Below are 19,191 nucleotides of genomic sequence, written 5' to 3' on the forward strand. Positions count from 1 at the left end.
GGCCGTGTCGCAAATAGTATAAAAAAACCGTCATCCACTTCCTAGCGTGACATCCAATGAAAAGCCGTGCAGCAGCCAGCGCCATAAAGGGGCTGGAAGGGGAGCGCGGGTCGGGTCGGAGATCAGCGATGGAGAGAAATGTGATCGTGAAGAGCCTGTTGAATACGTGTGCTCTGGCAGCCCTAGCGTCTGCCCTAGTGGCGCCGCTTGCGGTCGCGCAGGAAGATGAGCCGGTGGCAACCGTGCCGGCGACAGAGGACGCCACCGCGACGCTGGAAACGGTGGTCATCACCGGCTCGCGTATCCGCCGTGATGTTGCCTCCACGCCCGCGCCGGTGGTGACGTTCGGCAGCGCCGCCTTTGAGGAGCGCGGCCTGATCAGCGCCGGCGACGCGCTGAACGAGATCACCTCGCTGCGCCCGCAGCTCAACCAGGCAGCTGGCGACGGCTCCAGCTCCGGCTCGGGTCAGCAGTATCCGGAACTCTTTGGTCTCGGCACCGGCCGCACGCTGACCCTGGTGAACGGCCGCCGGTTTGCGACGACCTCCAGCGGCCTGGGCGACGCGCAGGTGGACGCCAACATCATCCCGACCGGCCTGATCGACCGGATTGAAGTGGTGCAGGCAGGCGGCGCGGCCGTCTACGGCTCTGACGCCATTGCCGGGGTGGTGAACTATATCCTCAAGGACAATTTCGAAGGCCTTGAACTCGACCTGCAATATGGCGACACCGAGCAGCGCAATTACGAACAGTGGAGCGGCCGCATCACGGCTGGCCAGAATTTCGACAATGACCGCGGCAACATTGCCGTGAACCTCGAAATGTCATCCACGCCGATCGCGCGCTTCAGTGATTTCGAGGCCTCCAACCGCTCGCGCATCACGCAGGGCAACTCGGCAGACACCGGCCCGAATGATGGTATTCCGTCGTTGAGCGAAGTTATCCCTGCCTATTTCTGGAACTTCAACGGCAATGGCGTGATCTACAGCGCGCCCGCGCCGCTGGAGAGTTTCCTGACCAGCGTAGGCGGCTCGCCCGCACAGTTCGCATCTGATGGGTCGATCATTTCTTATGATCCGGGCAACATTCTGGGTATTCCGTTTGCGGAAGGTGGTGACGGCACGCGCTATTCCGACCTTGCCGGCCTGCGGACGGGCGTTGAGCGTTTCACCGGAAACCTGATCGGCCATTACGACATCTCCGACAATCTGCGCTTCAACACCGAAGTGCTGTATGCGCAGACGAATGGCGAAAGCGTGCCGCAGGGCTATGCCCGCACGGTGCTGAACCAGACCAGCGTGACCTCCGGCGCCATCCGCTTCACCAAGGCCAACCCCTTCCTCAGCCAGTCGGCCATTGATGCGCTGAGCGCTGCGAGTTCGTCCTTTGCATCGGGCGGCGGGCTGTGGCTCTCCCGCCACTTCTATGACGATCTCTTCCCGAGTAATATCCAAGAAGACGAGACCACAACCTGGCGCGTTCTGGGCGGCTTTGAGGGCGACTTCGACGCGGCCGGCCGCAACTTCTACTGGGCCGCATCGGCAAGCTTTGCCGATGTGCGCGGCGAGGAGGGCCGCTGGGAGGCGGACTATGCCAAGTTCAACAAGGCGGTGAACGCTGTGCGCAACGGCGCGGGCGACATTGTCTGCGCTGTCAATGCCGATGCTGATCTGACCAATGATGATCCGGCTTGCGCGCCGCTGAACCCGTTCGGGGCAGGCAATATCAGCAAGGCCGCCTCGGAATATGTCTCTGCACGGAGCGGCTACGAATTTGTCAACGAGCAGGTGGACCTGCTGGCAACCATCGGCACCCAGCTGTTCACCCTGCCGGCCGGCGCGGTGGATCTGGTGCTTGCCTATGAGCATCGCCGCGAAGAAGCCACCTACACCCCCTTCCTGGCAAACCAGCAGGGCCTCGTGGGCACCGGCACCATGCAGACCGAAAGCTCGGGCAAATACAATACCAACGAATATTCGGCCGAAGTGCTCGTGCCGGTCTTCGGCGGCGACCTGACCCTGCCGGGCGTGAAAGCGCTCGACTTCAGCGGCACCTATCGCTTTGTCGACAACTCCATCGCGGGCGAAGAGTCTGTGTGGAGCGCCGGTTCGCGCTGGCAGGTGACCGATGGACTGACCTTCCGTGTAACCCGCAGCCGGAACTTCCGTGCGCCGACACTGGAGCAACTGTTTGCGCCGCAGAACACCGTTCTCACAAATGGCGGGATTGACCCTTGCGATGCTGACCGCATTGATGCGGGCCCCAACCCCGCTGTGCGCCGGGCCAATTGTGAAGCTGAATGGGCCGCCAATCCGCAATATGGCGACCTGGCCACCTTCCAGAACCCGGCAGAGAACTTCACGGTGACCAGTGTTCTGACTGGCGGCAATCCGGATCTGGCCAACGAAGTTTCCGAGACGACGACCTTCGGCGTGGTGTTTGACAACTTCATCGTGCCGGGCCTCACGGTGTCGGCTGACCGGATCGAGATTGACCTGACAGATGGCCTTTCGGCCTTCACCACGGCCGATTTCATGGCGACCTGTTATGACAGCTCGCCGCAGCCCCCGGCTATCTGCTCGGCATTCACGCGCCTTCAGACGGCGGATGGTTCCAACCCGGCGGGCACCACCGCTACGGGCCGCACCACGACCTTCAACGCTGGCCAGATCAAGTTCCGCGGCGAAGTCTACTATGTGAACTACGGCTTTGACGTGAACGACCTCTTCAGCGGCGCGACGGGCAATGTCACGCTTGGTCTTGAAGCGACGCATATGGCGGAGCTGACAACTTCCGTGACGGGAACGACCTTTGTGCGCACTGACGACACGGTGCAGCGTCCGGACTGGACGGCGCGTCTCAACGCCGCCTATGCGAACGGCCCGCTGCGCGTCAGCTATCAGATGGACTATCTCGACAATGTTCTGGCCACCTCGGATGCAACCATCGAGAACAATCCGAACCCGTACATTGACGCCAACTATGTTCACTCGCTGTCCGGCCTCTATGAGGTTCGCGAGGGGTTGACGCTGCGCGCCGGTGTGACCAACATCTTTGATGAAGGCCCGTCCTATCCGACGCTGTACCACGGGGATATCCTCGGCCGGCGTTATTTTGCCGGTGTAAACTACCGCTTCTGATCTGACCAAAAGGAGGTGCCAGACACCATGACCATGATTGCCTGGCGCCTTCTTTCCGGTATTTCAGCGTTGTCTATTCTCGCAGGCTGCGTCAGCGCGCAGCCTGCGATGCCTGTTCCCGAAGCCGCGCTTGTGGCGCCGGTGGCAGATGCCTCGCCGCTCATTGCCGGGGATATTGCTGTGCCGGGAAGCGGCATGTTTGGCGGGGTGGAGGTGGCCTATACAGCCGCGCTTGAGCACGTCAGCATCGCGCCGGGGAAAGATCTTCCGCCAGCTGATCTTGTGACAATTTCCTACATTGCCGATACCGGCGCCGCGGCGGATGAGCGGCCGGTGCTGTTCATCTTCAATGGCGGGCCGATTTCAGCGTCTCTGTGGCTGCAAATGGGCGCGCTGGGGCCGCAGCGGGTTTTCGTGCCGGAGGATCTTTCCGCGCCGCTGGAAGACTACCGCCTGGTGGCAAATCCCTATTCGCCGCTGGACGCGGCAGATCTTGTCTTCTTTGATCCGGCCTCCACCGGCTTCAGCCGCGTGGCGGACGGGGAAGATGCTTCGAAATATTTCTCCGTTGAGGCCGATGCCGCCCAGTTTGTGGCCTTTGCGAATGCCTGGCTGGAGAAGCACGGCCGCGCAGGCGCCCCGGTGTTCATTCTGGGGGAAAGCTATGGCACCCACCGCGCGGCCGAAGCGGCCGGGCAGATTGCCGGGGACGGATCAATGAACCTTCAGGGCGTGTTCCTGATGGGGCAGGCCGTCAACATCATCGAATATTCCCAGCGCAAGCAGAATATCCTCAGCTATATCGCCTCGCTGCCAACGCTGGCAGCCATTGCCTGGGATCTTGGCAAGGTGGACCGGGAGGGGCGCAGCTTTGAAGCCTTCCTCGGGGAAGTGACCGCCTTTGGCGAGGCAGAATATCTGGGCGCGCTGTTCAAGGGGCAGCGAATTACCCCGGAGGAGCTGGCGGATTTGGCCGGGAAACTTGAGGCATATACCGGTATTCCGTCTGCCTATTATATCGAGAACCGGCTGCGCATTTCAAAGGAGCAGTTCCGGGTGGAGCTGCTGAAGGATAAGGGGTTGATCCTTGGCCGGACTGACGGGCGCTATACGGGGCCGCTGAGCGAGGGGGGAGACCCTTCCGGCATTCTGCAGCAGGCCTATAGCGAGGGCTTTGCGGCCTATGCAAAGGAAACCTTCGGCGATCTGCCGCAGGAAGACTATGTGACTTCTTTCAGCGCTGGAAACTTTGATGCCTGGCGCTGGGGCGGGGCTTCGCCTTTCGCACATTTTGCCTATGCCGAAAGGCTTCAGGCGGCGTTTGACAAATATCCCGCGTTCAGAGTGTTCGTCGGCACCGGCTATCATGACACGATGACCACCGTGGGCGCGGCCGACTATCTGATTGACCAGTCCGACTGGCCGATAGACCGTGTACGGAGTAGAAAGTATATCGGCGGGCATATGGCCTATTCGGTTGAAAGCTCCACAGAGGCGTTCGGCAATGATATCCGGCTCTGGATCCGCGGCTGGAATGATGAGGGCAACTGACACCGGAGGCCGGGCGTGATTTTTATCAGTGCGGAACAGATTACGCAGACGCTGGGCTATGCAGACTGTATCGCGGTGATGCGGGCAGCGATGGCGCGGCTGTCTTCGGGCGAGACGAAGCAGATGTTGCGGCAGATTCTGCCGCTGGATCAGGGCCGGATGTTCGGCATCATGGGTGGCACGCTGGGCCCCGGCGGGCCCTTCGGCTCGAAACTGGTTTCCGTGATGCCCCATCGCGCCGAGGGGGGGGCACCCTCGCATCAGGGCGCCGTGGTGATCTTTGATCCGGTCAGCGGGGCGCCGCTCTGCCAGCTGGAGGCGGGCATGGTCACGGCGATCCGCACGGCGAGCGCAAGCGCGATGGCGACAGACGCTCTGGCACGGAAGGATGCGCGCATCCTTGCCATTCTGGGCACGGGCGAGCAGGCCTGGCACCATGCCTGCGCCTTGCCCGTGGTGCGCCGGTTTGACGAGATCCGTATCTGGGGGCGCAGCCCGGCCCGCGCCCGCGCGCTGGCAGAGAAGATCAGTGAACGAACAGGAATTTCCTGCGCCGGCTGCGGCGATGTTGCCGGCGCGGTGGCCGGTGCCGATGTGATCTGCACGGTGACGGGCGCGGCTGAGCCGATCCTGACTGCGGGCATGGTCAGCCCCGGCGCGCATGTGAATGTGGTCGGATCAAGCTTTGATGGGCCGCGCGAGATTGACGATACGCTGGTGGCGGCCGGGCGTTTCTTTGCCGACTCGCGGGCGTCCGTGCTGGCGCAGGGCGCGGAGCTGCGCCATGCCATGGCCAGCGGCGCGGTACCCGAAGCGCATCTCCTGGGCGAGATCGGCGACGTCGTCCTGGGGAATGTGCCGGGCCGGCAGGGGGCGGAGGAGATCACGATCTATAAATCTCTCGGGCATATCGTGCAGGATATCGCGGCAGGCTATCATGTTTACGAGATGATCCGGAAAGAAGGTGGGCAATGACACGGGTTGGCTTTCAGGCAGGCGTTTGCGCGGCGGCCATCCTGGCACTGAATGCCTGCGCGCAGACGGGCGAGAAGGTGGCGGCGCCGGTGCCTGCCCCGGTTGCAGAGGCGGCGGAAGGCCCGCTAGCAGCGCCCGCCGAGGCCGCGCCCTATCGCAGCGTGACCGAGCATACGCTGGTGGCGAATGGCCAGACGATTTCCTATCAGGCGATTGCGGGCGACACCTGGCTGCGCGACATGAATGGCGCGCCGACGGCGAGCATCTTTTCCTTCACCTATCTGAGGACGGATGTTCAGGACGCGCGCCGGCCGGTGGTTTTCGTCTTCAATGGCGGGCCCGGATCGGCGTCTGTCTGGATCCATATGGGCGCCATCGGGCCGCGCCGCGTTGTTCTGGACGCGGATGTGAACCCTTCAAATGTGCCGCCTTTCGGGCTGGAGGATAATCCGAACAGTATCCTGGATGTGGCCGATCTCGTCTTTATTGATCCGGTGGGAACAGGTTTCAGTGTGCCGCTGAACGGCACTGATCCGAAAATGTTCTGGGGCGTCGATGAAGACGCCGAGGCAGTGGCGCAGTTCATTGAACTCTGGCTCAGCGAATATGGCCGCTGGAACGCGCCAAAGTACGTACTCGGAGAAAGTTATGGCTCCATGCGGGCGGCGGTGTTGCCCCGCGCGCTGATGGGCGGGCCGATTTATACCGGGCTTATGCGGGGGATCACGCTGGACGGGATCATCCTTCTGGGAACGACGCTGGAGGCGCGGCAGCCGAGCGGCGAGATGGCGGCTGAACAGTTGGCCGGGAAGCAGGCGCGGTCTTTGCCGGGGATTGCGGCGACCTCTGCCTTTCACGGGCTGGTGGAGATGCCCGCTGGCGGTGTGGTGGAAATTTATGATGCGGCGGCGGCGTATGCGCGGGACGTTTATGAGCCGGCCCTGCGGGCGCATCTTGCCGGAACGCTGGCAGCGGAGGCGCGGACCCAGATCCTGAGCGATCTCGCCCGCCTGACCGGCCTACCGGAGAGCGCGATTGGCGACGATCTCTATATCGACGAGCGCAGCTATGCCAAAGCCGCCCTGAAGGCGCGCGGGCTGGAAATCGGGATGTATGACAGCCGGTATACGCTGCCGCTGGCTAATAGCGGGGGTGATCCGGTGGCGGATGATCCGGCGATGACGCGCTATGTGCCCGGCTTTGTGGCGGCGTTTCATCAGATGCTCCGCGATGATCTGAAAGTCAGCCTGGGGCGGCCCTATGCGTCGATCCGCTGGCGGGAGTTGCTGTTTGGCTGGAACTGGACGCGCGCCGGCGTGGCGGAAGGGCAAAGCTATGCCACCGACCTGGCCTGGGCCATGCGGCGCAATCGGGATCTGCGCGTTCTGGTGGCGTCTGGCTATTATGACCTGGTGACGACACCGGCGGATGCGCGCGCCTCAATCGCGGCGGCGGGCCTGCCGCAGGACCGGGTGACGTTTACTGATTATGCCTCCGGACATATGCTGTATCTGGGCGGAACGTCTGAAGCCTTTTCGGCTGATCTCAGGGCGTTTCTGGAGAAGTGATCTCTCAGGCCGGGCCGATGGCGGCCAGGAAGAGGTCGATATCCTCGGCGGTGTTGAAGACCGAGACGGACGGGCGGAACCGGTTTGCGGACACGGTGGTGGTGATGCCCGCTTCCTTCAGTTTCGGGCTGATCCGGGCGCGGGCGTTTTCATAGGCGCAGGCCACCAGCGGCGTTGCCGCTTCCTCCGGCGTCATCAGGGTATAACCCTGCGACAGCAGGCCCTGTTTGAGGCGTGTGGTGAGCGCTGCGGCATGGCGCTGGATCGTCTCTACACCGATTGACGCGATGTAATCGAGCGAGGCGTTGAGCAGGGCGACGGCCGTGTGGGAGTAGGTGCCGAGCGCGAAGAGGCCGGTTGCCGTGTCGGGGAAGGCGTAGCTTGCCACCTCGTCCCCCGGCGGATCAAATGGGTAAACGTGGCTGGTGAAACTGCTGACGCCATAATAGCCATATTGCGTGCGCGTGAGCGCTTCCCGGGCGCCCCGGCGCACATAGAGGAAGCCAAGGCCGAAATCCCCCATCAGCCATTTATAGCTGGCGCAGGCGGCAAAATCGACGCCGCTCGCATGCAGGTCCACCGGCACGCAGCCGGCGGCGTGGATAATGTCCGCATAGACCAGCGCGCCGCGCGCATGGGCAAGATCACAGATGGCCTTCAGGTCATGCTGGAAGCCGTTCACGGTAGAGACGAGCGAGAGCGCGACGAGGCGCGTGCCGGGCGTGATCGCGCGGTCCATATCTTCCAGCAGGATGCGGCCATCCTTGTGGTTTACCCAGGCAACATCGCAGCCCGCCTTGCCAAGCTCCATATAGAGCGGGATGGAACCGAAGAAGTGGAGCGTATCCGTGACGACGCGCGCGCCCGTCGCCGGAAGCATCAGGGAACGGACGATCATCTGTTCGCCGGTGGTGGTGCTCTGCACGAAGGTGATCTCGTCGGGATCGGCGTTTACGAGGCGCGCGAACTTTTCCACGGCGGCGCTGCTGCCGAGTTCATAGCCCGCGCCCGGCGCATGGTGGGCGCGGTTCTGCAGGTAAGCTTCCAGCGAGGCGCGCGCGGGGCGGCTGATCGGGTGCTGCGAGCCTGCGTTCAGGTACACGCCCTCAAGGTCAAAATTCGTCCTGTCTGGCAGCGCCGCCGGCAGGGGGGCGGTGGCCGGGCTGGCGGCGGCCACACTGCGGCAGGCGGCGGCGCCCGCAAGGGTTGCGGCGCTGAGCGCCAGCCAGTTGCGGCGGGTGATTTCTGACATATGCATCTCCACGATGAAGGGCAGCCGGATGCTCTCATCCATTATAACGCGGCGCGGCGAATGGATCATGCATTCCTTTGAGGGATTGCGCATGAATGTGCCGGACGCTCTGTTCAGATATGGCTGATAGGCATAGGAATTTTCCGGGCACCCGTGGAGAGTCGGCAAGATGCGCATGGTTCCTCAGCTTCGCCTTGTTTTTTCTGCGGCCGCGGCCGCTCTGATCCTTGCGGCGTGCGCAACGCCGCTGGCGGCGGAGGGGCAGGCGGTGGCCCCGCCCCCGGCCTGGGCGGTGTTTGCCGGCGGGCCTTCCCAGAGCGTGGCAGACCGGTTTGGCGGCGCGCCGCTCCGCTATTCGGTTTCCTGGAGTGAATTGCAGCTTGACCCGGAAGAGGGCGCAGGCAGCGCGACGATTTCCGGCACGGCCTATCTTGCCGAGTGCGCCTGCGACCCCGGCGCGCGGCCGGTAATGTTCCTGTTCAATGGCGGGCCGGGGGCCTCCTCCTCGCCGCTGCATTTCTCGATGGGGCCGAAGGCGAGGGGCGCGGGCGGCACTTTTCCGGATAATCCGTATACCATCCTCCGGGCAGCCGATCTGGTTTTCATCGATCCGGTCGATACCGGGTTCAGCCGCGCCAATTCCCAAGAGGGGCAGGCGCGCTATCTGGGCGTTGAGGGCGATGTGGAGGCGGTGAACCGCTTCATCCGCAACTGGCTGGCCGAAAATGGCCGGCAGAACGCGCCGCTGATCCTGGCGGGCCAGAGCTATGGCGGCACGCGGCTTGCCAATCTTGTGGCAAAGGTCACCGATCTGGATGTGCGCGGCCTGGTGATGGTGTCGCCTGCGCTCGACAGCGCAGCCGGGCAGACTGATCTTGGCCATGTGTTCACGCTGCCCACCATGGCGGCGACGGCCTGGCGCTATGGCCGCTCTGCGGTTGAAGCAGAGAGTGAAGCAGAGAGCTGGGAAAAGGCGCGGGCCTATGCCGAGCGCGACTATCTGATCGCCCTGCAGAAGGGAGATGATATCGGCGCGGACGAGAAGGCGGCTGTGGCCGCGGAGATCGCCGTGATGACAGGGCTTTCCGCGCAGGCCGTTGAGGCGGCAGACCTGCGCATTGATATCCAGTATTTCCTCGAAACGCTGCTGGCCGATGAGGGATTACTCGTCAGCCGGCTGAATACCGGGGTAACCTCGCCGCTGCCCCCGCCGGAGGCAAACTCCCACCGGCCCGCCGCCGCCAATGATCCCTCCCTCGGCCTTGGCCGGTCAAATGTGATCCTTTCGGCGGAGATTGCAGGATATCTTGCTCAGGCCGCAGGTGTTCAGCGGGGAGACGAATACCGCTCGCTCAACCTGGACGCCAATTTCCTGTGGGACTGGCGGGCTTCGGAAAAATCCCCGCGTTTCTATGTGAGTACTGCGCCGGCCCTGGGCAGATACATGCAGCAGAAGGAGGCTGTGCGCCTTCTGGTTTTTGCCGGTTACCGGGACCTTGCCACAACCCTGCTCGGGACGCGCTATGCGCTGACCCATAACGGCTTGCCGCAGGACCGGGTGGATCTTGTGGCGTTGCCCGGCGGGCATTCCCCCTATGATGAAGACGCGCTGAGGGCGGGCATAGCCGATCAGCTATATTCCTTTATTGAGGCGGCCGTTCGGGCGGCGCCCCTTCCCCTGCAGGAGACCGCAGAATGATCCTCCGACTTTTCCCGGCATTGGCCGCGGCCTTTCTCCTGCCGGTGCTGCCGGCCGCTTTTGCGCAGACGGCACGCTTTGAATACGCGATCATCCAGAACGGCGAATCCGTTGGTCATCTGAAGGTTGAGGAAACCGGCCGGAATGCGAAGATCGACTATTATGTCGACAGCAATGGGCGCGGGCCGAAACATAAGGAACAGTTGACCGTGGATAAGGCGGGTGTGCCCGTCAGTTGGCTGATCGAGGGCACGTCGCTTATGGGCGGGCAGGTGGAGGAGTCCTTCGCGATCAATGACGGCGTTGCCCGCTGGCTGAGCCAGGCGGATACGGGCCGGGTGAACCTTCCCGCGCCGGCACTGTATGCTGTCAATGACGGAAGCCCGTGGGCGGAATATGTGTATGCCCGCGCGCTGCTGGCGGATGATGACCGGCGCATGCCGGTTCTGCCGGGCGGCGAGATCCTGCTGGAGAAAGTTCGGGACGTGCAGCTTCCTGCGGGCGAAAGCGCCGTGGCGGTGAGCGTTTACCGGCTGTCGGGCATCGATATGAGCCCCAGCCTTCTGGCGCTGGACGGCGATGGCAGCTTCTTCGCCAGCTTTGGCGAGACATCTGCGGTGATCCGGAAGGGGTTTGAGAGCAGTGTTCAGCCGCTGCTGGAACTGGCGCGCGACATCAACTCCGCCCGATCCGAAGAACTTGCCCACAGCCTGCTGCACCGGTTTGAGGGGCCCTATGCGATTGTGAATGTCCGTGTGCTGGATGTGCGGGCCGGGACGCTGAGCGGGCCATCTGTTGTCACGGTCAGCGGCGATACGATTACCGGTATCTCGCCGTATGCGGAGGGCGCGCTGCCTGAGGGCGTGACCACGGTGTTTGATGGCGAAGGCGGCACGGTGATGCCGGGGCTGGTTGACATGCACTCCCATTCCTCAGCGGCATCGGGCCTCTATTATCTGGCGGCGGGGGTGACCTCGACCCGGGATATGGGCAATGAAAACAGCGCGCTGGAGAATCTGATGGCGCGGATGAAGGCTGGCCGGCTGGCCGGACCGCGCATCACGCCGGCAGGGTTTGTCGAAGGGCGCAGCCCCTATTCGGCGCGCAATGGCATCATTGCGGCCTCTCAGGAAGAGGCGCTGGCGGCCGTTGATTGGTATGCGGAGCGTGGGTTTGGCTATATCAAGTCCTATAACTCCATGAACCCGGCCTGGATGGCGGCGGTGGGTGAGCGCGCGCACGCGCATGGCATGCGCCTGATCGGCCATATTCCGGCCTTCACCAATGCGGACGCCATGATCGATGCCGGGTTTGACGAGGTGACCCATGTTAACCAACTGATGCTGGGCTGGCTGCTGGACATCTCCGAGGACACACGCACGCCGCTGCGCCTGACGGGGATGGCGCGCGGGGCAACCCTCGATCTGGACTCTGAAAAAGTGCAGGCCACGGTGCGCCGGATGCAGGAGAATAACACCGCGCTTGATCCGACGGCGGTTATCCTGGAGCGGCTGATGCTGAGCCGCGCCGGCACAGTGGCAGACGGCGACAAAGCGTATCTCGATCACATGCCGATCAGCTATCAGCGCTATCGCCGGCGCAGCTTTGTGTCGCTGGCGAATGCGGCGGAGGATGAGGCGTATCAGGAAGGTTTCCGCCGCGTTCTGGAGACGCTGAAGATGCTGCATGATGCCGGCATCCCGCTTCTACCGGGAACGGATGATGGCACAGGCTTCACGGTTCACCGCGAAATCGAGCTTTATGTGCTGGCGGGTATTCCGGTGCCCGATGCCCTGCGGCTCGCAGCGTGGACGCCGATGGAGTATATGGGCTATGGTGACAGGCTGGGCGTGATCGCGCCGGGGCGGCTGGCGGATTTCATGCTGCTGCCGGGCAACCCGCTGGAGGATATCAACGCGATCCGGTCTGCGCGGATGGTGGTGCGCAATGGCGATGTCTATTACCCCGCAGAGATCTATGAAGCGCTGAGCGTGAAACCGTTTGCCCCGCCCCCGGCGCTGCTGCGCGGGGAGGCAAAGGCGGCTGCGGTGGCTTCCCCGCAGCCCCAGCCTGTGGCGGCAGAAGCGGCGCCCCCGGAGGCAAGCTTCGTGCAGCACTATCCGATGATTACCGATGGGCTGTCTGTCCGGGCAGAAGACCTTCCCTTTTCCGGCGCCGTCCGGGTAGGGAATATCATCTACCTTTCCGGCCAGATCGGCGGGCAGGCCGGCGGGCCTTCCGATGATTTCCGCGATCACGCCGTTGAGGTAATGGAAGCGGTGCGCCGGGTGGCGGCGTCTGCGGGCGCGGGCATGGACCAGATTTTCAAATGCACCGTGATGCTCGGCGATATGAGCAACTGGCCGGCTTTCAACGAAGTCTATGCGACCTATTTCACCAAGGGCCGGATGCCGGCGCGCAGCGCGTTCGGCGCAGACGGGCTGGCGCTGGGCGCGTCTGTTGAGGTGGAGTGCATGGCCTACGCGGTTAATCCGTAACCGGAGAGAGGCCCGCTCCTAAAGCGCGATGTTGCCGCGCACGGGGATGGCGGTGGTGGATTTGAGCTCGCCCAGCGTGGCGGTGGAATTGACATTTTCCACGCCCGGCAGGTTCAGCAGGAAATCCATCAGGAATTCCTGATACCATTTCATCGACTTGGCGAGGATCTTCATCATCAGGTCCATCTCGCCGAAGATGGAATAGCATTCGAGAATCTCCGGCGTGTTCTGCACCTTGCGCAGGAAGACTTCGCGGTCCTTCTCCGAAAGGCGCGCGACCTTCACATAAGCGAAGATGTGGAGGCCATAGCCGAGCTTCTCCCGGTCGAGAATGGCCACCTGCTGGCGGATATAGCCCTCATCCTTCAGCCGCTGCAGGCGGCGCCAGCAGGGGGACTGGGAGAGGCCGACAATATCGGCCAGTTCCACGGTGGAGACCGAGCAATCCTTCTGGAGTTGCTCAAGGATCTTGATATCAAATATCGAAAGTTCTTCGCTCATGGCTATAGAATAGCCATATCATGCCCAAAGGCAACATTATACAGACTGATTTTTGCAAATGGGCCTAAAAACTATTCGTTTGAGCGCCTGCGCGCCTGGATTCTGGCCAGCGGCAATGCAGCGCATCTATCGGGGGCGGGATAGGCGCGGTGTTTTCCGCACAGCAGCGGGGGAGCCGAAGGGGCGTTGAACTTTCCCCGCACCAGTGAGTTGATAAGGGGCGGCGGAGGGCGCGAATGGTTCTATCGATTTTGAAGCGGCGGTTTGCGGCCTTCGGGCGTGACACGGTGATGCTGTGGCATGCCTTCTGGCACCCTGCGACGCCGGGCGGGCTGAAACTGGCCACGGCTCTTGCCGGGCTTTACCTCATCAGCCCGTTTGACCTTGTTCCGATCATGGTGCCGGTGCTGGGGGTGGTGGATGATCTGATCATCGTGCCGCTGATGGTTTCCCAGATCAGCAAGCGCCTGCCCGGACCCGTGCGCGAAAGCGCCGGGGCGAAGGCAGACCGGTTCATGCGGCGCTGGGTGAAGCGGCCGCTGCTGCTGATCTTCCTCATTCTGCTGGGCCTTCTGGTAATCTGGGCTGTGTTGCTGTTCCTGCTTTACCGGCTGCTGTTCGGCGGCTGATTGTCAGCGCTGGGCGTCCCGTCTAAGCTGCCTTCTGATGGATGGCCGGAATGCCATTGGGAGGAGAAGTGAATGACTTTACGCATCAGCGCGCTGCTGGCGGCTCCGGCTTTTCTGGCACTTGTTACAGGATGTCAGGCGAGCCCGCCTGCCTCTGCTGAAGCTGCGGCGCCGGTATCGGTTGCCGTTGCGCCGGAGGCGGAGCCATGGGCCATGATCGAGCCGGGCGGGGAAACGCTGTGCGCCACGGGCACGCCGTTCCGTTTCCATGTGCGCAGTGGAGACCCCGAGCGCGTTATGGTCTTTCTGAATGGCGGCGGCGCCTGCTGGAGCGGGGATCTCTGCGACCTGGAAACCGCGCCGACGCCTTACACGCCTTTCGCCGAGATGGAGTCAAACAATCCGGAACTGCTGGAGGGCGTCTTCGATGAGGCCAACCCAGCCAATCCGTTTGCCGGATGGACGCAGGTTTTCGTGCCCTATTGCACCGGCGATTCCCATCTGGGCGGGGGCGATGTGACCTATACCACAGGCGCTGGCGAAACCGTGACGGTTCACCATCGCGGCAAGGCGAATGTGCAGGCCGCGCTGGACTGGGTATATGCCAACCGGGCCGATGCCCGCCGCATTTTCGTGACCGGTGGCAGCGCCGGGGCGATTGCCTCGCCTTACTATGCCGGGCTTGTGGCGGATCATTATCCGCAGGCGGATGTTATCCAACTGGCCGATGGCGCGGGCGGCTATCGCGCGCCCGCCATTGCAGGCGTGCTGGAGGCATGGGGCGCGTTCAAGGGCGTGCCGGACTGGCCGGAATTTGCGGCCATTGACCAGGCAGCGGCAAGCACGGAGGATTTCTTCCGCGTGACCGCCGCGCGCCATCCGCAGATGCAAATGGCAAGGTTCGACAATGTGGACGACGCCGTGCAGCAGGACTTCCTCACCCTTCTGGGGACGGGCGAGCCCGTGCGCGGGCTGCTGGCGGCCAACAATGCAGACCTTGCCGGGGATATGCCAACGATCCGCACCTTTGAGGCGCCGGGCAATGCCCACACCTCGCTTCGCTTCGGCCGTTTCTATACGGAGGAAGTGGGCGGCGTGAAGCTGGTTGACTGGGTACGCGGCCTTGCCAATGGCGAGGCCGTGGCGAGCGTCAGCTGCCAGAGCGATCAGAGCTGCGACTAGGGGCGTTCTAGCCGAGGCGCTGGAGCACTTTTTCCCGGCCGATCAGCGGCAGGACGGCGCCCATGTCCGGGCCATGCTCCAGGCCGGTCAGGGCCTTGCGCAGCGGCATGAACAGGCCGCGGCCCTTGCGGCCGGTGGCGGCTTTCAGGGCGTTCGTCCAGGCGCTCCAGCTTTCGCCGGTCAGCTCGCCTTCCGGCAGGTGCGCGGCGGCGGCGGCGATGAATTCCCTGTCCTCATCGGCCACCAGCGGAGCGGGCGCGCCGAAGACGATCTCCAGCCAGGCAGCGGCATCGGCCACGAAGGTGCAGTTCTCGCGCACGGCCAGCCAGAAGGGCTCTGACGCGGCGCGGGCATCGAGCGCAGTCAGCCGTTCACGGACGGCTTCAAACGGCATCGCATGAACGAGCGCGGCGTTGAGAGCGTTGAGGTCATTGTCGTCAAAGCGGGCGGGGGCGCGGCCGATCTTGGAGAAGGCGAACTCTTCGCAGAGCTGTTCCAGCGAGCTGCGCGCTTCGATATTGTCCGAGGTGCCAAGCTTGGCGAGATGGCTGCAGATGGCCATCGGCTCATAGCCGCGCGCGCGCAGCTCGCCCATGGAGAGCGAGCCGATGCGTTTGGAGAGGGCCGCGCCATCAGCGCCGATCAGCAGCGGCGTATGCGCCATCTCTGGCGCCTTGCCGCCAAGGGCCAGGAAGATCTCGATCTGGGCGCCGGAATTGGTCACATGGTCTTCCCCGCGCACCACATGCGTGATGCCGGCCTCGATGTCATCGACGACCGAAGGGAGGGTGTAGAGATAGCTGCCATCCTCGCGGATGAGGATCGGGTCAGACACCGAGGACGTATCGATGCTCTGCGGGCCGCGCACCAGGTCGTTCCATTCCACCCGCTCGCCCGACAGCTTGAAGCGCCAGTGGGGCTTGAGGCCCTTGGCTTCCAACTCGGCGCGCTCTTCGGCGGTCAGTTTCAGCGCGGCGCGGTCATAGACCGGCGGGCGGCCGCGTGACTGGGCGATCTTGCGTTTGACGTCGAGTTCCTCGGCCGTTTCATAGCAGGGGTAAAGCAGGCCCATGGCGCGCAGCTTGCCGGCGGCCGCGTCATAGACCTTGAAGCGGTGGGACTGGTTGAAGCTCTCGTCCCAGGTCAGGCCGAGCCAGGTAAGGTCAACTTTGAGGGCGTCCTCATTCTCCTGGGTGGAGCGTTCAAGGTCGGTATCGTCAATTCGCAGGATGAATTTACCCTGCTGCCCGCGCGAAAACAGCCAGTTAATCAAGGCAGTACGCACATTGCCGACATGCAGTCGGCCAGTGGGCGAGGGCGCAAAGCGAACAACGGGGCGGGTCATGGGCAGCAGGCTTTCTGGTTCCGGAAAGTGGCTTGAGACATCAAATCGCGCCAAAAGCCAAGCGTCACGGTCATATTCTTGCTATTGTTATGGTTCACCTCCATTTTTACTGGACGGTATGGGAGCAGAAAATGCGATTCGGCTGGATTCTTTCGGCGGCCCTTTTTGTGGCGGCTTGTGGACAGAGCGATGTGCCCCCCCCGGCGGGCCCGGAGGCGGCGCCTGGCGCTGAAACGCCAGTGGAAGGCGCGGACAGTGAAAGCCCGGCTCCTGCGGCGGCCCCCACAACAGATTATGCGGCCCTTTCGGGCTATGATGGCAACTGGTTCCTGAGCCCCGGCTGGCCGGGCGAATATCCGCCGGGCTTTGCCGTTCTGGATGCCGATGTGCGCGTGCCCGCCCGCGCCCGCCCCAATCCGACCGACCCGCAGGACATCACCTGCCTGCTGCCGCAATATGCCAACTATCAGCTGTGGAATAATGCCCGCAACAAGACCGATGACCTCGACTATTTCGTGGCCACGAAAAAGCTTCCGGTGACGGTGCTGGAAGACACCGAGGTGGAGTTTGTCGGCGATGCGGGCATCGAGAAGCTGCCCCTGAAGGCCGGCGACCAGCTCACCTATCTGCGCTATATCGGCGAAGGCTTCACGGTGATGAGCTTCAATGGCCGCGAGTTCGACATCAATGAGGGCGAGCTGCGCGAGATCACCGATATCGGCGCCATCGAGAATGAAGAGGATCTCTGGGTCCGCGTGACCTGTCTCGGCGGCAAGCAGGCCTGGCTGCTGTTTGATGAGGTGGTGCTGGAAAAGGGCGTCTACCCCTCTCCGATCACCGGCTATGGCGAAGCCCATGACATCCTGCCCGATGAGGTGGAGACCGTCCGTGCCATGATGAGCCCGGAGGCCTTCGGCCTTGACCCGATCTCGCAGAGCATCGAGCCGCCGCCGGTGGAATAGCCAGCCGCCTATCCGCGCGGATCAATTATCCCGGAAGCGGTTGGTGATCGGATAACGCCGGTCGCGGCCGAAATTCTTGCCGCCCACCTTGACGCCGGGCGGGGCCTGGCGGCGCTTGTATTCGGCGATGTAGAGCAGATGCTCGATGCGGCGGACGGTGGCCGGATCATGGCCGCGGGCGAGGATGTCATCGACATCTTCTTCAAGGTCCACAAGGCCGCGCAGAATATCATCCAGCACCGGATAGGGCGGCAGGGAGTCCTCGTCTTTCTGGTCTTCGCGCAGCTCGGCCGAGGGCGGTTTGGTGATGATCCGTTCCGGGATGACTTCCCCGCCAGGCGCCAAGCCATCCCTGGGCACCATCGTGTTGCGCCATTTCGACAGCTCGAACACCTCGGTCTTGTAGAAATCCTTCAGCGCATTGTAGCCGCCGCACATGTCTCCATAGAGCGTGGCGTAGCCAACGGCCATCTCGCTCTTGTTGCCGGTGGTGACGACCATGTGGCCGAACTTGTTAGAGAGGGCCATCAGCGTGACGGCGCGCAGGCGGGACTGGATATTCTCTTCGGTAATGTCCGGCGTCTTGCCCGCGAAGGCGTCGCCCAGCATCTCGTCCAGCGCCTCGACGCCGGGGTGGATGTTGATCGTGTCATAGCGGCAGCCAAGGGCGCGGGCGCAGGCGCGGGCGTCTTCCAGGCTGTGCTCGCTGGTATATTTCGACGGCATCATTACGCACCAGACCTTGTCCGGGCCCAGAGCATCAGCGGCGATGGCGGCGGTGATGGCGCTGTCAATGCCGCCTGACATGCCGAGCACGACGCCGGGAAACTTGTTCTTGCGGACATAATCGCCCAGCCCCTGCATCGCGGCGCGGTATTCGGCGTGCCAGCCTTCAAGGTCTGCTGCGCAGCCTTTGCCGAGGCCCACGAACTGTTTCGTGGACGGATCAAACTCTACCAGCGCCGTTCCGGTTTCGAACTGGCCGATGAGGCCGCAGCGCGCGCCATGGGTGGAGTTCGTCGCATAGGAGGCGCCGTCGAAGACCAGCTCGTCCTGCCCGCCCATCTGATTGACGAAGAGGTAGGGGAGGCTGAGGTCTGACCACCGGTCGAACGCGGCGGCGCGCTCGGCCTGGATGGCGCGGCGCCAGGGCGAGGCATTGGGCACGACCAGAAGGTCTGCGCCGGCGGCATGGGCGGCGCGGGGCACGTTTTCGAACCAGATATCCTCGCAGATGGCCACACCGATGCGCACGCCCTGCAGCGTGATGATCAGCGGCGGGCCTTCGCCGGGCTGGTAATGGCGCTTCTCGTCGAACACGCCGTAATTGGGCAGTTCCCGCTTGTCATAGCGCGCCTTGAGGGCGCCGCCTTCCAGATAGCAGGCGGAATTGTGCAGCTTGCCCTGCTCGCGCCAGGGCGTGCCGATGAGGATGGCCGGGCCGTCCTGCGTGTCCGCCGCCAGTGCCGTGACCGCCTCCATCGACTGCTCCACCGCCGCAGGCTTCAGCACCAGGTCTTCGGCGGGGTAGCCGAGCAGGAAATGCTCGCTCAGCACCAGCAGATGCGCGCCCTGCTGCCGGGCCTGCGCATGGGCCTGGCGGGCAAGGGCCAGATTGCCCTGAATATCCCCCACAACGGGGTTGAGCTGGGCGGCGAGGATGCGGAGATTATTGCTCATGATGAGCATTTAGGATGATGCGCGGGGGATGTCATCAGGGGATGCGCCCGGCCTGCGCCTTTGGCCGGACTGGCAGGGCCATCCGGGTTTGGGGCAGTTCTTGTGACTCACGAATGGAGCCTGCGCGGCGGGCGCCGCGGCGCCCGGATAGAAAAGATGTTTGCGGTGTGGGCACCTCGCCCGCCGCGCACTGCCAACCGGAGTTTCGG

13 protein-coding genes are annotated in these 19,191 nt (G+C 63.3%); 9 read left to right on the plus strand and 4 right to left on the minus strand.

Annotation, left to right across the window (positions count from 1 at the left end):
- Nucleotides 1–128 precede the first annotated feature (128 nt).
- From ACQKI2_RS17000 to ACQKI2_RS17015, 4 genes are read left to right on the plus strand one after another with little or no spacing between them, the layout of a single operon-like run.
- Complete coding sequence (locus ACQKI2_RS17000; RefSeq protein ID WP_427380818.1) at nucleotides 129–3,140, plus strand: TonB-dependent receptor domain-containing protein; 3,012 nt, start codon at nucleotides 129–131, stop codon at nucleotides 3,138–3,140.
- Between the two features lie 27 nt (nucleotides 3,141–3,167).
- Nucleotides 3,168–4,691 carry a S10 family peptidase gene (locus ACQKI2_RS17005; RefSeq protein WP_427380819.1) on the plus strand — a complete coding sequence of 508 codons (1,524 nt, stop codon included), beginning with the start codon at nucleotides 3,168–3,170 and terminating at the stop codon, nucleotides 4,689–4,691.
- 15 nt (nucleotides 4,692–4,706) lie between these two features.
- Nucleotides 4,707–5,666, plus strand: coding sequence for an ornithine cyclodeaminase family protein (locus ACQKI2_RS17010; RefSeq protein WP_427380820.1), 960 nt, complete (start codon nucleotides 4,707–4,709; stop codon nucleotides 5,664–5,666).
- On the plus strand, nucleotides 5,663–7,234 hold the full coding sequence (locus tag ACQKI2_RS17015; protein WP_427380821.1) for a S10 family peptidase: 1,572 nt from the start codon (nucleotides 5,663–5,665) through the stop codon (nucleotides 7,232–7,234). Before ACQKI2_RS17010 ends, ACQKI2_RS17015 begins: the two co-directional genes overlap by 4 nt.
- A 4-nt stretch (nucleotides 7,235–7,238) precedes the next feature.
- Here ACQKI2_RS17015 and ACQKI2_RS17020 read toward each other — a convergent pair whose 3' ends face one another.
- On the minus strand, nucleotides 7,239–8,555 hold the full coding sequence (locus ACQKI2_RS17020) for an aminotransferase class V-fold PLP-dependent enzyme (RefSeq protein WP_427380822.1): 1,317 nt from the start codon (nucleotides 8,553–8,555) through the stop codon (nucleotides 7,239–7,241).
- A 100-nt stretch (nucleotides 8,556–8,655) separates the two neighbouring features.
- Between ACQKI2_RS17020 and ACQKI2_RS17025 the strand changes: the two genes are divergently transcribed.
- Complete coding sequence (locus tag ACQKI2_RS17025; protein ID WP_427380823.1) at nucleotides 8,656–10,185, plus strand: S10 family serine carboxypeptidase-like protein; 1,530 nt, start codon at nucleotides 8,656–8,658, stop codon at nucleotides 10,183–10,185.
- Entirely contained in the window at nucleotides 10,182–12,683 is a 2,502-nt protein-coding gene (locus ACQKI2_RS17030) for a Rid family hydrolase (protein ID WP_427380824.1), read from the plus strand. The genes ACQKI2_RS17025 and ACQKI2_RS17030 overlap by 4 nt, the downstream gene beginning before the upstream one ends.
- Nucleotides 12,684–12,701: 18 nt before the next feature.
- Here the strand turns inward: ACQKI2_RS17030 and ACQKI2_RS17035 are convergent, their stop codons facing one another.
- Nucleotides 12,702–13,184: an Lrp/AsnC family transcriptional regulator gene (locus tag ACQKI2_RS17035; RefSeq protein ID WP_035601937.1), complete on the minus strand. Its 483-nt coding sequence runs from the start codon at nucleotides 13,182–13,184 to the stop codon at nucleotides 12,702–12,704.
- 236 nt (nucleotides 13,185–13,420) lie between these two features.
- Between ACQKI2_RS17035 and ACQKI2_RS17040 the strand changes: the two genes are divergently transcribed.
- Nucleotides 13,421–13,813 carry a YkvA family protein gene (locus tag ACQKI2_RS17040; protein ID WP_427380825.1) on the plus strand — a complete coding sequence of 131 codons (393 nt, stop codon included), beginning with the start codon at nucleotides 13,421–13,423 and terminating at the stop codon, nucleotides 13,811–13,813.
- Between the two features lie 72 nt (nucleotides 13,814–13,885).
- Nucleotides 13,886–14,995 carry a pectin acetylesterase-family hydrolase gene (locus tag ACQKI2_RS17045; protein WP_427380826.1) on the plus strand — a complete coding sequence of 370 codons (1,110 nt, stop codon included), beginning with the start codon at nucleotides 13,886–13,888 and terminating at the stop codon, nucleotides 14,993–14,995.
- Between the two features lie 7 nt (nucleotides 14,996–15,002).
- On the opposite strand, the gene gltX is transcribed toward ACQKI2_RS17045, so the two are convergent.
- Nucleotides 15,003–16,340 (minus strand): glutamate--tRNA ligase, encoded by a 1,338-nt coding sequence (gene gltX, locus ACQKI2_RS17050; protein WP_427380827.1) that lies wholly within the window; start codon nucleotides 16,338–16,340, stop codon nucleotides 15,003–15,005.
- Between the two features lie 131 nt (nucleotides 16,341–16,471).
- Between gltX and ACQKI2_RS17055 the strand changes: the two genes are divergently transcribed.
- On the plus strand, nucleotides 16,472–17,302 hold the full coding sequence (locus tag ACQKI2_RS17055; protein ID WP_427380828.1) for a hypothetical protein: 831 nt from the start codon (nucleotides 16,472–16,474) through the stop codon (nucleotides 17,300–17,302).
- Nucleotides 17,303–17,323: 21 nt separating this feature from the next.
- On the opposite strand, the gene ACQKI2_RS17060 is transcribed toward ACQKI2_RS17055, so the two are convergent.
- Nucleotides 17,324–18,982 (minus strand): NAD+ synthase, encoded by a 1,659-nt coding sequence (locus ACQKI2_RS17060; protein ID WP_427380829.1) that lies wholly within the window; start codon nucleotides 18,980–18,982, stop codon nucleotides 17,324–17,326.
- Nucleotides 18,983–19,191 lie beyond the last annotated feature (209 nt).

It is taken from the genome of Hyphomonas sp. NPDC076881, from assembly GCF_050269995.1.
In the GTDB taxonomy this organism is placed as follows: domain Bacteria; phylum Pseudomonadota; class Alphaproteobacteria; order Caulobacterales; family Hyphomonadaceae; genus Hyphomonas.